The organism is Streptomyces smaragdinus (genome assembly GCF_009604385.1).
Lineage (GTDB): Bacteria > Actinomycetota > Actinomycetes > Streptomycetales > Streptomycetaceae > Streptomyces > Streptomyces smaragdinus.
On sequence record NZ_WEGJ01000005.1, the window covers coordinates 112,126 to 129,657 of the forward strand.

Consider the following 17,532-nt stretch of genomic DNA (forward strand, 5'->3'; position numbering starts at 1 on the left):
CCTACGGCAGGTGCACCCACTTCGCCACCGACGGCAGCCCCTCGCGGTCGGTCATCGTCAGCATGTACCAGCCGGGCGGGACCAGGGAGCGGTCCTCGGGGATCTCCACGGTCACCGTGCCGCCGCGCTTCGTGAAGTCGAGCTGGACGGAGCGCTGTTCGACGTCCGTGACGTGCGTGACGGAGCTCGGGCGCATCAGCCGTACCTTCGCCACCCGCTCGGCGCCCTTCACCTCGTACGTGGCCTTCGCGCCGAGTTCGGGCCGCTCGGGGCCGTCGCCGATCACGGGACGGCGGTCGATGTCCTTGTGGTGCAGGTACGGCGGCTCGTACACCTCGATGCGCTGCTCGAAGTCGCCGGCCCGGGTGTTGGCCTTGTCCGAGAACAGTGAGTCGGAGCCGAACACCGCCACCCGGCCGTCCGGGAGCAGCAGCGCCTCGCTGTGGTAGTTGCGGCCCACCAGCGGATCTGCCGCCGGCCGGAAGGCGTTCGCGCCCGGGTCGTAGAACTGGGCCTTCAGGACGTTGCTGGCGCTGCGTCCCCGGTAGTCCTTCGAGCCGCCGGTGGTGAAGACGGAGTCGTCCGGCAGGATCACGCTGTTGAGATAGCGGGTCGGCACCGGGAGCTCCGGTCCGTCGGCGTACGCGGGCTCGTCCGCCGTCAGATCGATGATCGTGGTCCGCCCGGTCGACTTCTTCGACTCGCCGACCCCGCCGCCGCCGAGCACCATCACCTTCTGGTCCTGCGCCGGCGGCAGCAGCAGCGAGCCGGCGGTCTCCAGCTGGTCGGGCTGCGTCATGCCGGGGACCGGCTCGAACGTGTTCTTCTTCAGGTCCCACAGGCCCGGTTCGCGGCCCCGGTCGGCCGGTCCGTAACCGGCGTTGGCGCCCGAGTAGAAGAGCTTGCCGCCCTTCGTGAGGAAGAGCGAGGGGTAGGTCGGGAAGTAGCGGGTGGGGCCCTTGGACCACTTCTTGGTCTTGGGGTCGTAGATCTCGTTGTCGCCGTAGAGGATCTCGCCGACGTCGTCGAGGCCGGAGACGCTGAGCACCTTGCCGTCGGGGAGGGTGACCAGCGTGGGGTACCAGCGGGCCTTGTCCATCGGGTCGACGCGGACGTACTCCTCCTTGACCGGGTCGAACTCGTACGCGTCGCGGATGCCCTGGAAGTCCTGCTTGTCCATGGTGAGCTTCTGGGCGAGACCGTAGACGTTGTCGGCGTCCTTGCCGCGCAGGCCCTCGATCTCGTACTGGGAGTGCACCCCGTTGACGAAGCCGCGGCCCTTCCTCTCCGCCTCCACGAACACGGTGCTCTCGCCCGCCGTGACCTTCGTCCGCGCCCCCGCGCCGGTCTTCTTCGCGGCCGGCACGGTGACGGCGAAGTCCGAGCGGTACGTCAGCCCGGACGGCGAGGTGAAGCGGGTGCCCTTGGCCAGGCGCATCGGCTTGTCGGGGTTCTCGTTCTTCAGCAGCATCCGCCCGCCGGCCCGCTCCACGTCGCCGTCGAGCCGCTCGTAGCGGGCGGTGCCGCCGGCGACCAGCAGCCGGCCGTCGCCGAGCTGGGTGTGGCCGGCGCAGAACAGGTCCGCCGGGGTCTTGATCTTCTTGTAGCTGTTGTCGCGCGGATCCCACAGCACGGTGGTGAAGGTGCCCGCGTCGAACTGGACCTGGTCGTTGCCCGAGCCGGCGACCAGCAGCACCTTGCCGGTGTGCAGCAGCGCCGCGTGGATCGCGTTGAGCTTGTACGAGCGGGGGGTGTCCATGATGTGCCAGGAGCCGTACCGGGCCAGGTACGCCGGCTGGGCTATCCGGTACTCGTGGTACTGGTCGCGGGCGAACCCGATCGCCGCGGGGGCGTTCAGACCCGCGAGGGCCAGCACGACGCCGGTGCCTATGAGGCTCTTCCTCACACGTTTGCTCGGCCGGTACGGCATGCTCAGCTCCCTCCTCGGGACAGGGACGGTGACTCCGTCACGGACGTGGTGGCCGTCGACCGCGCGATGGCGGCGTCGGCGGCGGCCGGGGTGGTCTGCGCGGGCGCGCCGACGGTGTCGGTGACCGTGACCCGCATGGTCCTGCGGCGCTCGGCCCACTCGGTCCAGGCCCAGACGGCGACGGGCGCCAGCGCGATGCACAGGGCCAGCAACGCCCAGGTGCGCATCGCGGCGTGGGTGTGGCCCAGGACGACCGAGGCGAGGAACGACACGCCCAGCACGGCCACCCAGAACAGATGGATCCGGAAGGTCGCCGGCTGGTCGGCGGTGGCCGTGCCGCCCTTGGGCGTGACGACGAACCGCGACGGGCGGCGCAGCAGCGCGTCCGTGAACGACTTCAGGTACACGGGCGCCGACATCGCCGACATCGCCATGCCGCCGAGCCCGCCGGAGCCCTCCGGCTCGTGCGGGGAGACGTTGTGCCGCCGGTTCCACAGGTACAGCCCGATCTGCGCGGCGGCGGCGTCGCTGTAGAGCATCAGCCAGACCGACGCCGGCACCTGGGTGCCGGAGGCCCCGAGCCACAGGAACAGCACGCAGGACAGGGCGCCCAGGTACCAGTTCACCGCGGTCATCGGGTAGTAGACGAGCATCAGCGTGTACGACCACAGCCGCCGCAGCGGCATCCGCAGCGGCTTCTTCCAGTACTGCCGGAACCACGTCTCGTACGTGCCGCGGCTCCACCGCAGCTGCTGGGTGAAGAAGTCCGTCCACGACTCCGGGCCCTCGCCCACCGCCAGCACGTCGGGGGTGTAGACGGAGCGCCAGTGCTTGCCCGTGCGGGGGTTGCGGGAGCGGTGCAGCTCGAAGCCGGTGGCCATGTCCTCCGTGATCGAGTCCTGCAGCCCGCCGATGCCCTTCACCGCCGTGATCCGCACCGCGTTGTTCGTACCGACGAACATCGGGGAGCCGTAGCGGTTGCCGGCGCGCTGGATGAGGGCGTGGAAGAGGAACTGCTGGCTCTCCGCGAGCTTGGTGACGGGGGCCCGGTAGTTCCCGTACACCTGCGGGCCGACGACGAAGGCCACGTCCGGGTCGCGGAAGTAGCCCAGCATCCGCTCCAGGAAGTCCGGCAGCGGGACGTGGTCGGTGTCCACGGAGGCGAAGAAGTCGTAGTCGTCGCCGTGGGCGGCCAGCCAGGCGTTGTAGTTGCCGTGTTTGGTCTTCGCCCGGTGCACGCCCTGCTCGCGGTTCCACTCGGGGACGCCCTTGCGGGTGAAGTGCCGTACGCCCAGCTCCGCGCAGAGGGCGCGGGCCCCGGCGTCGTCGCCCTCGTCCAGCAGCCAGACGTCGAGGGGGCCGTCGTGGGTGAGCCTCACCGCGGCCGTGAGGGTGGCCCGGACCATGGCGAGGGGTTCCTTGCCCGGGACGTACGTGGTCAGGAACGCGACGCGGGTGTCCTTCTCCGGGCGGACCGGGACGGGGTCGCAGGCGACCATGGTGGCGTGGGCGATCGAGACGACGTTGACGAGCCTGAAGGACTCGATCAGGAAGATCGAGACGAGCATCACGGCGTCGGCGACCAGGAGCCAGAGGGGGGCGCCCTCGCGGTCGGTCCAGTGGCTCGGCCACACCAGGTACAGCAGCAGCACCAGGGAGAGGCAGGGTGCCACCGCCATCAGGGCCACGGCTCGTATTCGGTGGGGCTCCTTGTCGAGCAGGCGGGTCGTCGCGACCCGGTAGCCGCCGATTGCGGGGCGGGGGTCCTGGAAGTCCCCGGCCAGGCGGCTGTATTTGCTGTAGTCGAAGCCCTCTGTGCCCTCCGGCCGCACGATCCCCTCCGGGGTAAGTACGATTCTGCGATCACGTCTTACCCAACGTGAGGAGCCGGGCTCGGGCGAATTGTGGGGGGCCGTTCGTGTTGTCCGGCGAACGCCGAAGGGCGCCACCCGGGTGGGTGGCGCCCTCCGACATCGCTTCGCGCGGGGTTACTCGATGCTCTGCAGCATGTGCAGGCTCAGCGTGCCGCCGAACTGGCCCGCCTGCTTCACCGTGACGTTGGTGAAGATCGCCAGGGGGACGTCCAGGGGCGGGGGAGCCTCGGGGCTGAAGGTGACCGGGATGAGGCCGAAGAGGTTGCCCTTCAGGGACTCCGTGTACATGGTCACCGTGCCGTTCCGGATGGTCGACGTGGTGCCCTTGGGAGTGCGGACGTGGGAGGTCTTGTCGCCGGGGCCGGTGACGGTCTGGTGCAGGTCCTTGATGTCCACGCCGTTGGAGGCCGTGAACTTCAGGACCTTCTTGACCTGGCCCGAGTACGTCTTGACCTCGACGATGCCGTGGTACTTCAGCCCCTTGAGGGTCAGCACGGAGCTGTTCAGCGTCCACGCCTCGTCGGGCAGCAGCGGGATGTCGGTCTCGAGCTTCGCGTTGGCCAGCGCCTCCGCGTCGAGCTCGGGGCACGGGAAGCGCGGCTTGCCGTCCTCGCCCGTGACGGCCCCGCCGGTCTCGTCGACCGGGTCGGTGGCCGTGGCCTTGGTCGCCTCGGAGAGCTCCTTGACCTCGGCGCCGGCCTCGGCCGCCGCCTCCCGGATGTCCGTCTCGGTCCCGGCCGACGCGGCGGCGGTGTCCGTCGTGTCGGCCGCGGGCTTCTCCGCGGTGGTGTCCGCGGCCGTCGTGTCCGTGGTGTCCGCCGCGGGCTCGTCCGGGCCGTCCAGGAGGTCCGTGATCGCCGGGACGATGCCCAGCGGGTCCAGGACGCTCTTCGACTCCGTCGGCTCGGGCGCCGGGGTCTCCGCGGGCGCCGCCGCCTCCGGCTCCGCCTGGGTCTCCGTCGCCTCCGGGGCGGGAGTCTCCGCCGCCGGCGCGTCGGCCTCCGGTGCCGTGGTCGCCGTCGGCGCGGGCTCCGGCTTCGCCGTGTCGTCCGGCGCCGGCGTCGGGTCCTCCTCCGGCGCCGCGTCGGGCGCCGTGACGCAGGGGCCCGGGGCGAAGGGGATGGCCGGGTTGTCCTCGGCCGCCGCCGGCTTCGGCGTCAGCGTCAGGCCCAGCAGCACCGCCGTCGGCATCGAGGCCAGCGCGGCGGCCTTGCCGGCGGGCAGCCGGTATCTGCTGAAGAGCGACTTGCGCACGGCCGCGTGCCGCGGGCCGCCTTGCACCGCGTCGTCGTGGCCGGTGTGCTCGCTACGCATACTTTCCCCCACCGGGAGCCTTGGTCACGGAGATGGTCGCGCTGCTGCGCACCGGGCCGGCCGGCGGCTCGGGACGCTCGTCGGCGGGCTCGGCCGGCTCGTCGGCGGTCGCACCGGGCGGCAGCTCCTCGCCGGGCCCGTACGTCTCGTCCGGACCGCCCGCGGCCGGACCCTCCGCCGCCGGCTCCTCGGCCGGCGCGGCGGGGGCCCAGGAGATGGCGAGCGCGCCGCCGATCATCGCCAGCAGGAAGCCGATGAAGTAGCCGCCGAGGTTGGTGGCCGGGAGTGACACGAGCGCCAGCACGATCGCGGCGACACCGGCGAAGACCCGGACGATGGCGTGGAACCAGAGGGTCAGCCCGAGGGTGATCAGCAGCACCCCGATGACCAGCGCGCTGGCCCCGGCGGGGGAGCCGATACGCACGCTCAGTGTCCCGAACTGCAGGTTGTGGTACGGCAGGTAACCGATCGGGATACCACCCAGCAGGGTGAAGAGTCCCGCCCAGAAGGGCCGACTGCCGCGCCAGGCGCGGAAACGCAGCCGCCAGTAGCGCAGCCAGTATTCGTCCTGACCGGGAGAATCGACGCTCATGGAAAAACAGCTCCCTGGAACGGCAAAGCAAAGAATGTGGGCGAGAGGCGGGGACGCGGACCGCGTCCCCGCCCTCGGGGTCTAGCGGATCAGTAGCACTCGTTCTTGCCCAGGTTCAGGCGAAGCTTGAGGCCGCTGAGCTTGAAGGTGCCCGCGCTGGTGGCCCAGGCGGTCTGCTTCACGTCGGTCAGGATGGCCCGGTCGGCCTCCTGCGCGAAGCCGCCCTTCTTCGCCATCTGGTCGCCGGACTGGATGCCCGGGCCCTTCGACGACTGGCCGGCCGCGACACCGATGTTGATGTTGCGGAACTCCGCGTCGGCGTCGAGCGCCGAGGAGTCGATGTAGATCTTCTTGGCGGCGACCGGGGTACCGCCGTCACCGGCGGTCAGCTTCATGGTGATGGCCCCGAGACCGGGGATCTCCGTCACCACGGACTGACACATGTTCGTGATCTCGGCCGAGTTGAAGCCGGAGACCGCGACCGGGTGGTGAGCGCCGGCCTTGCCCTCGAGGTCAGTACCGGCGTCCAGAGAGCCGTACTGCACCATGCCGTGGCCGTCGAGCTTGCCGGCCGTGACCTTGAACTCCTGACCGGACACGGCGAACGAAGCCGCGAGCGCGCCCTGCGCCAGGGCCACGCCTATCGCCGCGGTCGCGGCGACCGACGGGACCATGACGACGGCGAAGCGCTTCCATCTGGTCCCACCACGCACCTGGGACATACGTTCCTCCTTCTCGGACGTACGGGAAGGAGAACGCCGCAGACCGGCGCGGGCTTTCTTCCGCCCCAGCACCGGCGATCCACTCCCGAGCGACAACCGCCGGCCGTACGTTGCGTACGGCCTGAATGAAGACAGGCGCCGCCGGTTCGGGCGGCGACCCCCCTGTCCGCTCGGTGGGGTTCCCTCGCCTGGGTTCGCGGCGATGCCGGGCCGTGGTCGGGGGACCGAGCTCAGGCGATCGTGGTGCATGTTCCGGTGCCGCACAAGGGGTTCGTTACCAGCGAGTAACGCCCCCGTGTCGATTTACCGAGTCCGGTGCGGGGCGCGGGTACGGAACGTTGCGGGCCATGACGACAAATCGACGGGGCGGATTCGCCCAAGACCGGACAAGAGGGCCGGTGGTACTCACCGTGGGTAACGGCGGCCGAAATTATTAAGATTTGGCAAACTAGCGGCCGCCGTTATCCGGAAGTTATCCCTCAGAAGAGCACTCGCGAGAGCGCCGCGCGCGCCCGTACGACCCGCGGATCGTCGCCGCCGATCACCTCGAAGAGCTCCAGCAGCCGCACCCGCGCGGCCTGCCGGTCGTCCCCTGACGTGCGGGCCACCGTGTCCACGAGCCGCCCGAAGGCGTCCTCGACATGACCGCCCACCAGGTCCAGATCGGCCGCCTGGAGCTGGGCCGCGACGTCCTTCGGGTCGTCCGCCGCGGACTTGCGCACTTTCTGCGCGTCCAGGCCCTCGATCCGGCGCAGCAGCAGGGCCTGGGCGAGGCCCAGCTTCGCCTCCGTGTTGCCCGGGTCCTCCGCCAGGACGTTCTCGTACGCCTGGACCGCGCCGCCCAGGTCGCCGCGGTCCAGCGCCTGTGCGGCGGCCGTCAGCGGGCCGTCGTGCGGACCGGCCGGGGCCTCGCGCTCGGCGGGGGCCTCGCCGCCGGCGGCGGGCATGCCGACGATGCCGAACTGCTGCTCGGCGACCTCGATCAGCTGGTCCAGGACCTGGCGGATCTGCGGCTCCGGCGTGACACCGGTGAACAGCGGGACGGGCTGGCCCGCCACGATCGCGACGATCGCCGGGATGCCCTGGATGCCGAGCTGCTGGCTGAACGCCTGGAAGACCATCTGGTTGGCGTCGACGTCGATCTTCGCGAGCACGAAGCGGCCGGCGTACTCGTCGGCCAGCCGCTCCAGCACCGGGCTGAGCTGCTTGCACGGCTGGCACCACTCGGCCCAGAAGTCGATGACGACGGGGACCTCGGTGGAGCGCTGCATGACCTCCTGCTGGAAGGTCTCCTCGTCGACGTCGATGACCAGCGGGGCATTCCCCGCCGGTGCCCCGCCGGCCGCCTGCTGCCGCTCGCGCTCCGCGCGGGCGTGCTCGGCCTTCTCCCGGGCCTCGGCGGCCGCCTTCACCGCGGCGAGGTCGACGGCGCCGCTCATGGACATGTTGCGTGGCTGCATACGTCCATCCTCCCCGATGTCCGGCCCTGCCGGGCCCAGCCCCCGTCGGTTGGCGGGAACGCGGGCCGGACAAGGGGCGGTTTACGCCCATTTGTAGCTGAGCCGGGTCCCCACCCGGCGGCGTGCGGTTGTCGCTCGGTTTCGCTACGAGTCGTAGCGTATCTCATCCGGGCTACTCCGGGGTAAGGTCCGCGGCATGAGCCAGAGCACAGATCCGGGGGTCCCGGTCGAGGGGCGTCGTACGGGGCGGCCGCGCAGCGCCGCCGCGGACCGGGCGATCCTGGCCGCCACCCGGGCGGCGCTGGTCGAGCTGGGGTGGAGCCGGCTCACGCTGGGCGACGTGGCGTCGCGGGCGGGGGTGGCGAAGACGACGCTGTACCGGCGGTGGCCGGGGAAGAACGAGCTCGTGGTGGACGCGCTGGCGGAGCTCTTCGACGGGCTGGCGCTGCCGCCGGACGGGGGGAGTCTGGAGGCGGACATCGTGGGCGTCGTGCTGCGGTTCGCCGCGCTGCTGGAGCGGCCGGAGGTACGGTCCGCGCTGATGGCGCTCATCGCGGAGGGGGCGTACGACGCGGCGCTGCGCGACCGTATCCGGTCGGCGATCGTGAACCGTCAGAAGCGGCTGGTCCTCGAGGGCCGGGCGCGGGCGGTCCACCGCCGCGAGATCCCCCCGGCCCCGGAACCGGGTCCCCAGGCGGACCTGATCTTCGACGTGATCGCGGGCACGGTGGTCCACCGCGCGCTGGTCAGCGCGGAGCCGGTGGACGAGACGTGGGCATCGGCCCTGGCAGCGCTGGTGGCGGCGGGGCTGCGGGGTTAGCCGTGGGCGCGTGCACCCGTAACGCGACGGACGTCAGAAGCCCGCCGGCTCCGTGTAGACGCCCCACTCCGCGCGCAGCGCGTCGCAGATCTCGCCCAGCGTCGCCTCCGCGCGCACCGCGTCCAGCATCGGCTCGATCATGTTCGACCCGTCCCGGGCGGCGCCCAGCATCGCGTCCAGGGAGGCCTTGACCCGCGCCTCGTCACGAGCGGACTTCCGGGACCCCAGGGCCCGCACCTGCTCCCGCTCCACCTCGTGGCTGACCCGCAGGATCTCGAGGTCCCCCGTGACCGACCCGGTGTGGCAGTTGACGCCGACGACCTTCTTCTCGTCCTTCTCCAGCGCCTGCTGGTACCGGAACGCCGACTCCGCGATCTCCCCGGTGAACCACCCGTCCTCGATCCCCCGCAGGATCCCGGACGTGATCGGCCCGATCGGATGCCGCCCGTCGGGGTGCGCCCGCAGCCCCCGCTCCTTGATCTGCTCGAAGATCCGCTCCGCGTCCGCCTCGATCCGGTCCGTCAGCTGCTCCACGTACCACGAGCCGCCCAGTGGGTCGGCGACGTTGGCGACGCCGGTCTCCTCCATCAGCACCTGCTGCGTGCGCAGCGCGATCTCCGCCGCCTGCTCGGACGGCAGCGCGAGCGTCTCGTCGAGGGCGTTGGTGTGCAGCGAGTTCGTCCCGCCCAGGACCGCCGCGAGGGCCTCGACCGCGGTCCGTACGACGTTGTTGTACGGCTGCTGCGCGGTCAGCGAGACCCCGGCCGTCTGGGTGTGGAAGCGCAGCCACTGCGCCTTGTCCGTCCGCGCCCCGTACACGTCCCGCATCCAGCGCGCCCAGATCCGGCGCGCGGCGCGGAACTTGGCGATCTCCTCGAAGAAGTCGACGTGCGCGTCGAAGAAGAACGACAGCCCCGGCGCGAACGTGTCCACGTCCAGCCCGCGCGACAGGCCCAGCTCCACGTATCCGAAGCCGTCGGCGAGCGTGTACGCCAGCTCCTGCGCGGCCGTCGAGCCCGCCTCGCGGATGTGGTAGCCGGAGACCGAGAGCGGCTTGTACGCCGGGATCCTGACCGCGCAGTGCTCCATCAGGTCGCCGATCAGCCGCAGATGGGGCTCCGGCTCGAAGAGCCACTCCTTCTGCGCGATGTACTCCTTGAAGATGTCCGTCTGCAGCGTGCCGTTGAGCACCGCCGGGTCGACGCCCTGGCGCTCGGCGGCCACCAGGTACATGCAGAAGACCGGCACCGCCGGGCCGGAGATCGTCATCGACGTCGTGACGTCACCGAGGGGGATGTCCTTGAACAGGACCTCCATGTCGGCGGCCGAGTCGATCGCGACCCCGCAGTGGCCGACCTCGCCCAGCGAGCGCGGGTCGTCGGAGTCGCGGCCCATCAGGGTCGGCATGTCGAACGCCACGGACAGCCCGCCGCCGCCGGCGCCCAGGATCATCTTGTACCGCTCGTTGGTCTGCTCGGCGTTGCCGAAGCCCGCGAACTGGCGGATCGTCCAGGTACGCCCGCGGTAGCCGGTGGCGTACAGCCCGCGGGTGAAGGGGAACTCGCCGGGCCAGCCGATGCGCTCGAACCCGTCGTACGTGTCGCCGGGGCGCGGGCCGTACACCGGCTCGACGGGGTCGCCGGAGAGCGTGGTGAAGTCCGCTTCGCGGGTGCGGGCGGCGTCGAAACGCGCCTGCCAGCGGCTGCGACCTGCGTCGATGGCCTCGGGGTTCACGATCCGCCTCCTGAAGTACTTGGACGTCCTAGTAATTGTCGCTGGTTAACGCTCGCTTACGCAAGCGCCGTCCCGGGTGGCTCCGGACACGTCGCGGGGACACACGGGGCGGGGCGGGCCCGGACCGGACCCGCCCCGCCTGTGCCTGTGCCCGTACGCGGGTCAGCGGGCGCTCGCCTGGGGGACGAGGCGGCCGGTCGCGGCGGAGTAGTTCTGCTGGATGGAGTTGCCGCCGCTCCACGAGGTCGCGGCCCACTGCTTCGCGCCGGCGTCGTACACGATCTGCGAGGGGGTGCGGCCGGCGTCGGAGATCCGGTCGGACACCGCGGCGGCGCCGGTCCGGGAGGCCGCGGCGTTGCGCAGGTCCGTCATGTTGACCTGCGTGTTCACGGTGTCGCGCAGGATCTTGGCGTTGCCCGGGTCGACGACGACGCTGTGCAGCTTGCCGTCGTCGCCGAGGATGTCGACGTTCCAGCGGGCGTAGCCCATGTCCGACTCCAGGCTCTCGGAGACCATCGTGCCGTCGTGCCGCTTCAGCGCGGCGGTCCGCGCCTCGCGCGCGTTGACCTTGGCCGCGTTCACGGTGTGCCGGATCTCCGTCGGGTACGGCAGCTTCTCGTCGACCTTGACGGACGACTTCGCCCAGTCGCTGCTGTCGCCCTTCGAGGCGTACAGCCCCATGAAGATCGCCGCCAGCGCGGCGAGCGCGGCGGGCAGCAGCCAGCCCAGCCTGCGCTTCCTGGGCGGAGCGGCGGCGGCCTTGCCCGTGGTCCGCGCGGTGCCGGCGTACCGGGTCTCGCGCGGCGGTACGGTGCTCCGCCCCTCGTACACGGGCTCCTGCGCGGAATGCGCCGTGCGTTCCGGGCCGGCGGCCGGGGCCGCTCTCGCCCGCGCCTCGCGGTCGGCGGCGGCCTTCGCTCTCAGCTCGGCGGCCTCCTCCGCCCGCTGTTGTTCGGCCGCCGACGCGGCGCGCGGCGTTCCGGTGGACCGGACTTCGCGTACGGGCACCGTGGGTGCGTCGCTCGCGCGGCCGGAGACCGGCTTGGTGGTCGGGTCTTCGCTCGGCTGTTCGTACGGGTGGCTGCCCGGCGTGCCGGCCCGGCGGGACGTCGACTCGGGGTCGTCGCCCCGTCGGGAGGGGCTCGGGTTCTCAAAGCTGGTCATGCCTCCCAATGTCCGGGAAGAACGATCAACCGCAACCCGTGGCCCTACGCTCAGTGATGGCCGTGCCGGTCCGGGGCCGGAACAGCGGTCCCACGGGCGTCGACGGTCACCCTGTGCGACTTTCCGTCCCGTCCGGCGACCTCGATCTCCCACTGCCGGGCACCCTCGCCCTCGAACTCGAGGGACGTGATCCGGCCCGGTACGAGACGCAGAGCCGCCCGTGCCGCCTCGTCGGCGGTGACGGGGGCCTGCGGGGCGCCGGTGCGGCTGGAGCGGGGGGAGGGGGAGGCGGAGCGGCGGTCGTCCCGGCGGCGGCCGTCGTCGCGCCCGCGGTCGTCCCGTGCCCGGTCGTCGCGGACGTCGGTGCGCGGGCTGTCGCCCCGTACCGGCGCGGCGGCCCGCTGCCGCTGCGGCCCCGGTGACCCGTCGCCGGTGACGGCGACCGCGGTGACGGTGCCGGCCGTGAGCACGGCGGCGGTGACGGCGGCGAGCAGAATATTGCGGTTCATGGGGCTTCCTCCGGTCTGGCTGGTCTTCCACCGGTTCGCCGGTGACAAAGAACAGCGTGCGGAACAGTCGCTGAAGGCATGCTGAAGAACCCTGAAGACCGCTTCAGGAACGCCCTGTCACCCTGGGGTCATGCGCCTGCTACTGGTCGAGGACGAGCACCGCCTCGCCCGCTCCCTGGCCCGGGGGCTGACGGCCGAGGGATTCGCCGTGGACGTCGTCCACACCGGCACGGACGGGCTGCACCGGGCGACGACCCTCCCGTACGACCTGATCCTGCTCGACAACATGCTGCCCGGCCTCAACGGCTACGCGGCTCGCCGCGGACCTGCTGCTGGCCCGCCTCGACGCCGGCGAGCGCCCCGGTGGCACTGGACGCGCTGGTGCGCGAGGCGGCCGCCCGCCGGGAGGGGGTGAGCGCCGGGGAGCTGGAGGCGGTGTCCGTGCCGGGGTTGCGGGGGCAGCTGGCGCGGGTGCTGGGGAATCTGCTGGACAACGCCCGGCGGCACGCGGCCCGTACGGTCGAGGTGTCCCTGCGGCGTGACGGCCCCACGGCGGTGCTCGCGGTGTGCGACGACGGGCCGGGGGTGCCGCCGGAGCAGCGCGAGCGGGTGTTCGAGCGCTTCGTCCGGCTGGACGACGCCCGCAGCCGGGACGACGGCGGAGCCGGACTGGGGCTCGCCATCTGCCGCGACGTGGTCACCCGGCACGGCGGCACCGTCACGGCGGGCACCTCCGCCCTGGGAGGCGCCCGCTTCGAGGCCAGGCTGCCGGCCCCCTAGGCACCTAGGGCCGGGACCGCTGCCCGCGCAGATGACCCGCGACGGGCAGCAGCGCGTCGTGCAGGGCGTCCAGCTGCTCGGGGGTCAGTATGTCGATGAAGTGACGCCGCACCGAGGCCACATGGTGCGGGGCCACGCGCTGCATCAGATGCCAGCCGTCGTCCGTCAGCACCGCGAACAGCCCGCGCCGGTCGGACTCGCAGGCCGTACGGCGGACCAGCCCCGCGGCCTCCATCCGGGTCACCTGGTGGGACAGCCGGCTCTTGGACTGCAGCGTCGCCGCGGCGAGATCGCTCATCCGCATCCGCCGCTCGTCGGCCTCCGAGAGGTTGACCAGGATCTCGTAGTCGTTGTTGGTCAGGCCGAAGGGCTGCAGGTCCCGCTCCAGCTGGTACATCAGCAGGCGGCTGACCTCGAGATGGGTGCGCCAGGCACTCTGCTCACCGTCGGTGAGCCAACGGGTCTCGGTCAAGGACTCTGCGGTCATCTCGGTCGGGCACCAATCCCTCGGATCCGGCAACGGGCGTCAGCCGACACCCGGTCGAACGTGCTGTGCGCACGTTCGACCGGTCGTGTCATGGCTGAGTATGGCCTACAAACCGAACCGTCTCTGCAAGTCGCCGAGCTGACCCGGCAGTCGCGGAACGCCCGGTTGACCCCCGCCGGGCACCCCGGCCTGCTGCGGGGTGGCCCCCGTGGCCCGCTCGGCCATCAGCGTCTCGGTCGACTGCAGCAGCACCGTACCGGCGCCAATGAACTCGAACTGGTGCTCTTCGCCGGAGACCCCGCCGATGCCCGTGAGCTGGCGCAGTCCGCCCATCACACCGCGCAGGTACTGGTGGTCGTAGTGGTGGCACGGCGCCGGGCAGTCCGCCCAGCCGACCAGGGCCTGCGGATCGACCCGGATCGGCGGTTCCATGAAGACCACGGGCCCGTTGGACGCCGCGACGAACTTCCCGGTCCCGATCAGGGTGAGGAAACCGGGGATGATCGACTGCTTCAGGGAGAGCGTCGGCTCGAAGGCGAGCAGGTTACCCGAGCGGATCGTCAGATTGCCGTTGTCGAGATCGAACGAGTTGACGTCGAAGGCCCGATCGGCCAGCAGCATCTTGCCGTTGCCCTCGGCGACCACCCAGTCCGAGGCGTGCAGCGGGGAATGGAAGCTGGTGGCCACCAGACGGTCGAGCCGGCCGTGGCCGATCCCGTCGAAGCTGATCTGCCCGTAGTAGGCGATCATCTTCCCCTTCTGGAGGAACCACTGCCCCTTCACATCCACGCTAAAGGCGTAGTTGTTGACGTTGTCATTACTGGGCAGCGTGTTGACGTCGTGGACGACGGGACCGCTCACAGCTTCTCCTCCGACGCCTGGACGTACACCGTGCCGTTGCCCGACAGCTCGAGCTGGAAGGCCTCGCCGGAGCCGCGGCCCACCATGTCGCGCCAGCCGAGCGCGGTGGAGAGCTTGTTGCGTACGTCATCGCCGCGGTGCGCCACATACGCCTGCGGGTCGACGTGCACCGGCCGCTGCGGGGTGATCGGCAGCTCGAACACGCCGCCGTGCGCCATGACCGCGACCGAGCCCTTGCCCTTGAGGGTCGTGGTGAACAGTCCCTGGCCCGTGACCTGGCCGCGGACCATGCCCATCACGCCGCCCTGGGAGCCCATGAACATCGTCCCCTGCTGCAGCGAGCCGTCGAACGCCAGCAGCCGGTCGGCCTCGACGTACAGCGTCTCGCCGTTCAGGTCTATGACGTGCACGTGATGCCCGCCGTGGCCGAACATCACCGTGCCGCTGCCCTCGACGGTCATCAGCGGCGTCGCCTCGCCGGCCACCCGGCGGCCGATCATCGAGGCGATGCCGCCCTGGCCGCCCTGCATGTTCGGGGTGAAGTTGACGTCGCCCGTGTACGCGAGCATCGCGCCGCGCTGGCTGAACATCCGCTGTCCGGGTGTCACCTGGGCGCGGACCATCTTGGAGTTGACGGAGGTGAACGGCATCACACATCACCCCCGATGGTGTTGCGCTCGCTGGGCTGTACGTAGACGAGGCCGTCGCCCTCGAAGCGGATCTGGAACGCCTCGCCGCCGCCCTCGCCGATGATCGTCCGGAAGTTGATCCCGGACTGGAAGTTCTGCTGGAGGTTCCCCTGGTGCGCGACGTACGCGCCGGGGTCGACCTGGAGCGGCAGTCCGGGCGCCACCCGGAGCACCACGGCCGGGCCGTCCGACATGATCGCCGCCTGGCCGGTGCCCTCCACGGTCGTGGTGAAGAGTCCGTTGCCCTGCGCGGCGCCGCGCAGTCCCGTGAAGCTGGTCCCCGTACGCAGGGCGCCGTCGGTGCACAGCAGATTGCTGGACTCGACGTACAGCTTGTCGCCGTGCAGCTGGACGAGGTTGATCTCGCTCGCCCGGTCCGCGAAGAAGCAGGTCCCCTGCCCCTTCACCTCCATCATGACCATCTGCTCGCCGGTCAGCCGGCGGGTGACCATGCCCCGGACCCCCTCGCCCCCACCCGTGAGTTTCTTGAACGCCATCTGGCCGTCGTACGCGACCATGGCGCCGTTCTTCGCCTTGACGGTATCGCCGTGCAGATCGACGGCGAGCACCTTGCTCCCCTGGAGCCTGAACTGAGCCACGGTGTGACGCTAATGCCCGGTGGAGGGCTTGGCCAGGGACTTCGGGATGTTGTGGAGGGACTGGGTTATTCCGGGGACAACCCCAGGACCTCAGGCCTCGGCGGCGGCTTCCGCGCGGCCGCGGGCGGCGATGACGCTGTCGGCCTCGTAGCGCTTGAGGAGCTTGTCGCCGTACAGGCCGCCGAACGGCAGGACCGCGAGCAGGAAGAAGAAGGCGACGCGCTTGAACGGCCACTTGGCGCGGTTCCACACGTCCGCCAGCTGGACCAGGTAGAGCGTGAAGAGGATGCCGTGCAGCGCGCCCAGCGGCATCACGAGGTTGATGTCCGAGATCCGGCTGAGCAGCGAGCCGAAGATCAGCAGCGCGGGGAAGGAGAGCGCCTCCGGTACGGAGATGAGGCGCAGGCGGTGCAGGGCGGAGGCGGTCTTCGTGTCCACGATGAACCTTCGGTCGGGGGTCCGGCGGGGCTTGTGCGGCGTTTCACAAGCTCAGGCCATTGTCGCACGCGGCGGACCGGACCCCGTCCGGAGGGGGGCGGGCCGGAGCCCGCCCCCTCGGCGTCAGCCGTTCTCGCCCAGGTGGTGGACCCGGACCATGTTGGTCGTACCGGGGACACCGGGCGGGGAGCCCGCCGTGATGATCATGGTGTCGCCGTCGGTGAACCGGGAGAGGCCGCGCAGCTCCGCGTCCACCAGGTCGACCATGGCGTCGGTGTTGTCCACGTACCGCGTCAGGATCGGCTCGACGCCCCAGCTCAGCGTCAGCTGGTTGCGCGTCGAGGCGTCGGTGGTGAAGGCCAGGATCGGCTGGCAGGCGCGGTAGCGGGAGAGCCGCCGCGCGGTGTCGCCGGACTGGGTGAACGCCACCAGCGTCTTCGCGCCGAGGAAGTCCGCGATCTCGCAGGCCGCGCGGGCCACGGAGCCGCCCTGGGTGCGCGGCTTCTTGCCCGGCACCAGCGGCTGCAGACCGCGCGACAGCAGCTCCCCTTCGGCCGCCTCGACGATCCGCGACATGGTCTTGACGGTCTCGATCGGATACTTGCCGACCGACGACTCGGCGGACAGCATCACCGCGTCCGCGCCGTCCAGGATGGCGTTGGCCACGTCGGAGGCCTCGGCGCGGGTCGGCCGCGACGAGTTGATCATCGACTCCATCATCTGGGTCGCGACGATCACCGGCTTGGCGTTGCGCCGGCACATCTCGATCAGCCGCTTCTGGACGACCGGGACCTTCTCCAGCGGGTACTCCACCGCCAGGTCGCCGCGGGCGACCATGACGGCGTCGAAGGCCATGACGACCTCCTCCATGTTCTCCACGGCCTGCGGCTTCTCGACCTTGGCGATGACCGGGACCCGGCGGCCCACCTCGTCCATCACCCGGTGCACGTCGCGGATGTCGGAGGCGTCGCGGACGAAGGACAGGGCCACCATGTCGGCACCCAGCCGCAGCGCGAAGCGCAGGTCCTCGATGTCCTTCTCGGACAGCGCGGGGACGTTGACCGCGACACCGGGCAGGTTGATGCCCTTGTGGTCGGAGATCACCCCGCCCTCGATCACGATGCAGCGGACCTCGGGCCCGGCGACCTCGGTGACCTCCAGGGCCACCGCGCCGTCGTTGATCAGGATCCGCTCGCCCGGCGAGCAGTCGGCGGGCAGGCCCTTGTACGTGGTCCCGCAGATGTGCTTGTCACCGGGGACGTCCTCGGTGGTGATGGTGAACTCGTCGCCCCGCTCGAGCTCGACCGGGCCTTCGGCGAAGGTCTCCAGCCGGATCTTCGGGCCCTGCAGGTCGGCGAGGACACCCAGGGGCTTCCCGGTCTCCTCCGACGCCTTGCGGACACGGCGGTAACGCTCTTCGTGTTCGGCGTGGCTGCCGTGGCTGAAATTGAAACGTGCCACGTTCATGCCCGCTTCGACCAGCGACTTCAGCTGCTCGTAGGAGTCGACGGCGGGACCCAGGGTACAGACGATCTTGGCTCGGCGCATAACGACGATCC

The 17,532-nt window shown here is 70.9% G+C and carries 17 protein-coding genes and 1 pseudogene; 3 read left to right on the plus strand and 15 right to left on the minus strand.

Annotation, left to right across the window (positions count from 1 at the left end; genetic code table 11):
- Position 1 precedes the first annotated feature (1 nt).
- The 6 genes from glxA to SRB5_RS10960 all read right to left on the minus strand — a co-directional run bounded on the left by glxA (position 2) and on the right by SRB5_RS10960 (position 7,892).
- Positions 2–1,930 (minus strand): radical copper oxidase GlxA, encoded by a 1,929-nt coding sequence (glxA, locus tag SRB5_RS10935; RefSeq protein WP_153451397.1) that lies wholly within the window; start codon positions 1,928–1,930, stop codon positions 2–4.
- Between the two features lie 2 nt (positions 1,931–1,932).
- Positions 1,933–3,762, minus strand: coding sequence for a glycosyltransferase family 2 protein (locus SRB5_RS10940; RefSeq protein ID WP_323377700.1), 1,830 nt, complete (start codon positions 3,760–3,762; stop codon positions 1,933–1,935).
- 156 nt (positions 3,763–3,918) lie between these two features.
- Positions 3,919–5,118 carry a hypothetical protein gene (locus SRB5_RS10945; RefSeq protein WP_153451398.1) on the minus strand — a complete coding sequence of 400 codons (1,200 nt, stop codon included), beginning with the start codon at positions 5,116–5,118 and terminating at the stop codon, positions 3,919–3,921.
- A complete protein-coding gene (locus SRB5_RS10950; RefSeq protein ID WP_153451400.1) occupies positions 5,111–5,710 on the minus strand; it encodes a DUF6114 domain-containing protein in 600 nt (199 codons plus the stop codon). The genes SRB5_RS10945 and SRB5_RS10950 overlap by 8 nt, the downstream gene beginning before the upstream one ends.
- Positions 5,711–5,799: 89 nt before the next feature.
- Positions 5,800–6,432 (minus strand): DUF6230 family protein, encoded by a 633-nt coding sequence (locus SRB5_RS10955; protein ID WP_153451401.1) that lies wholly within the window; start codon positions 6,430–6,432, stop codon positions 5,800–5,802.
- A 479-nt stretch (positions 6,433–6,911) separates the two neighbouring features.
- On the minus strand, positions 6,912–7,892 hold the full coding sequence (locus SRB5_RS10960) for a tetratricopeptide repeat protein (protein ID WP_153451403.1): 981 nt from the start codon (positions 7,890–7,892) through the stop codon (positions 6,912–6,914).
- A gap of 196 nt (positions 7,893–8,088) precedes the next feature.
- Here SRB5_RS10960 and SRB5_RS10965 point away from each other — a divergent pair, with 196 nt between their 5' ends.
- Positions 8,089–8,712 carry a TetR/AcrR family transcriptional regulator gene (locus SRB5_RS10965; protein ID WP_153451405.1) on the plus strand — a complete coding sequence of 208 codons (624 nt, stop codon included), beginning with the start codon at positions 8,089–8,091 and terminating at the stop codon, positions 8,710–8,712.
- Between the two features lie 33 nt (positions 8,713–8,745).
- On the opposite strand, the gene SRB5_RS10970 is transcribed toward SRB5_RS10965, so the two are convergent.
- The 3 genes from SRB5_RS10970 to SRB5_RS10980 all read right to left on the minus strand — a co-directional run bounded on the left by SRB5_RS10970 (position 8,746) and on the right by SRB5_RS10980 (position 12,119).
- Positions 8,746–10,446 (minus strand): acyl-CoA mutase large subunit family protein, encoded by a 1,701-nt coding sequence (locus SRB5_RS10970; protein ID WP_323377701.1) that lies wholly within the window; start codon positions 10,444–10,446, stop codon positions 8,746–8,748.
- A gap of 162 nt (positions 10,447–10,608) precedes the next feature.
- Positions 10,609–11,610, minus strand: coding sequence for a PepSY domain-containing protein (locus SRB5_RS10975; protein WP_153451406.1), 1,002 nt, complete (start codon positions 11,608–11,610; stop codon positions 10,609–10,611).
- A 50-nt stretch (positions 11,611–11,660) separates the two neighbouring features.
- Positions 11,661–12,119: a PepSY domain-containing protein gene (locus SRB5_RS10980; protein ID WP_153451408.1), complete on the minus strand. Its 459-nt coding sequence runs from the start codon at positions 12,117–12,119 to the stop codon at positions 11,661–11,663.
- A gap of 130 nt (positions 12,120–12,249) precedes the next feature.
- Here SRB5_RS10980 and SRB5_RS10985 point away from each other — a divergent pair.
- Together SRB5_RS10985 and SRB5_RS10990 are read left to right on the plus strand one after the other, a co-directional pair.
- A pseudogene (locus SRB5_RS10985) lies at positions 12,250–12,429 on the plus strand (response regulator); the annotation flags it as partial.
- Positions 12,430–12,590: 161 nt separating this feature from the next.
- Positions 12,591–12,899 (plus strand): ATP-binding protein, encoded by a 309-nt coding sequence (locus SRB5_RS10990; RefSeq protein WP_407703905.1) that lies wholly within the window; start codon positions 12,591–12,593, stop codon positions 12,897–12,899.
- A 4-nt stretch (positions 12,900–12,903) separates the two neighbouring features.
- On the opposite strand, the gene SRB5_RS10995 is transcribed toward SRB5_RS10990, so the two are convergent.
- From SRB5_RS10995 to pyk, 6 genes are all read right to left on the minus strand, one after another.
- The gene (locus SRB5_RS10995) at positions 12,904–13,386 is read right to left on the minus strand and encodes a MarR family winged helix-turn-helix transcriptional regulator (RefSeq protein WP_153451410.1); all 483 of its coding nucleotides are present in this window, start codon (positions 13,384–13,386) and stop codon (positions 12,904–12,906) included.
- A 105-nt stretch (positions 13,387–13,491) separates the two neighbouring features.
- On the minus strand, positions 13,492–14,247 hold the full coding sequence (locus SRB5_RS11000; RefSeq protein ID WP_323377702.1) for an AIM24 family protein: 756 nt from the start codon (positions 14,245–14,247) through the stop codon (positions 13,492–13,494).
- Positions 14,244–14,897 (minus strand): AIM24 family protein, encoded by a 654-nt coding sequence (locus SRB5_RS11005; RefSeq protein WP_153451413.1) that lies wholly within the window; start codon positions 14,895–14,897, stop codon positions 14,244–14,246. The genes SRB5_RS11000 and SRB5_RS11005 overlap by 4 nt, the downstream gene beginning before the upstream one ends.
- Positions 14,897–15,535 carry an AIM24 family protein gene (locus SRB5_RS11010; RefSeq protein ID WP_323377703.1) on the minus strand — a complete coding sequence of 213 codons (639 nt, stop codon included), beginning with the start codon at positions 15,533–15,535 and terminating at the stop codon, positions 14,897–14,899. The genes SRB5_RS11005 and SRB5_RS11010 overlap by 1 nt, the downstream gene beginning before the upstream one ends.
- Before the next feature lie 90 nt (positions 15,536–15,625).
- Positions 15,626–15,973, minus strand: a complete 348-nt coding sequence (locus SRB5_RS11015; protein ID WP_323377704.1) for a DUF3817 domain-containing protein — start codon at positions 15,971–15,973, stop codon at positions 15,626–15,628.
- A 123-nt stretch (positions 15,974–16,096) separates the two neighbouring features.
- Positions 16,097–17,521, minus strand: a complete 1,425-nt coding sequence (pyk, locus tag SRB5_RS11020) for a pyruvate kinase (protein WP_153451414.1) — start codon at positions 17,519–17,521, stop codon at positions 16,097–16,099.
- Positions 17,522–17,532: the final 11 nt, after the last annotated feature.

Excerpts from the sequence above, each read along its gene's own strand:
- SRB5_RS11005 (WP_153451413.1), bottom strand. The coding sequence starts at position 14,897 with ATGCCGTTCACCTCCGTCAACTCCAAGATGGTCCGCGCCCAGGTGACA.
- pyk (WP_153451414.1), bottom strand. The coding sequence starts at position 17,521 with ATGCGCCGAGCCAAGATCGTCTGTACCCTGGGTCCCGCCGTCGACTCC.
- SRB5_RS10975 (WP_153451406.1), bottom strand. The coding sequence starts at position 11,610 with ATGACCAGCTTTGAGAACCCGAGCCCCTCCCGACGGGGCGACGACCCC.
- SRB5_RS10945 (WP_153451398.1), bottom strand. The coding sequence starts at position 5,118 with ATGCGTAGCGAGCACACCGGCCACGACGACGCGGTGCAAGGCGGCCCG.
- SRB5_RS10955 (WP_153451401.1), bottom strand. The coding sequence starts at position 6,432 with ATGTCCCAGGTGCGTGGTGGGACCAGATGGAAGCGCTTCGCCGTCGTC.
- glxA (WP_153451397.1), bottom strand. The coding sequence starts at position 1,930 with ATGCCGTACCGGCCGAGCAAACGTGTGAGGAAGAGCCTCATAGGCACC.
- SRB5_RS10960 (WP_153451403.1), bottom strand. The coding sequence starts at position 7,892 with ATGCAGCCACGCAACATGTCCATGAGCGGCGCCGTCGACCTCGCCGCG.
- SRB5_RS10950 (WP_153451400.1), bottom strand. The coding sequence starts at position 5,710 with ATGAGCGTCGATTCTCCCGGTCAGGACGAATACTGGCTGCGCTACTGG.
- SRB5_RS10965 (WP_153451405.1), top strand. The coding sequence starts at position 8,089 with ATGAGCCAGAGCACAGATCCGGGGGTCCCGGTCGAGGGGCGTCGTACG.
- SRB5_RS10980 (WP_153451408.1), bottom strand. The coding sequence starts at position 12,119 with ATGAACCGCAATATTCTGCTCGCCGCCGTCACCGCCGCCGTGCTCACG.
- SRB5_RS10995 (WP_153451410.1), bottom strand. The coding sequence starts at position 13,386 with ATGACCGCAGAGTCCTTGACCGAGACCCGTTGGCTCACCGACGGTGAG.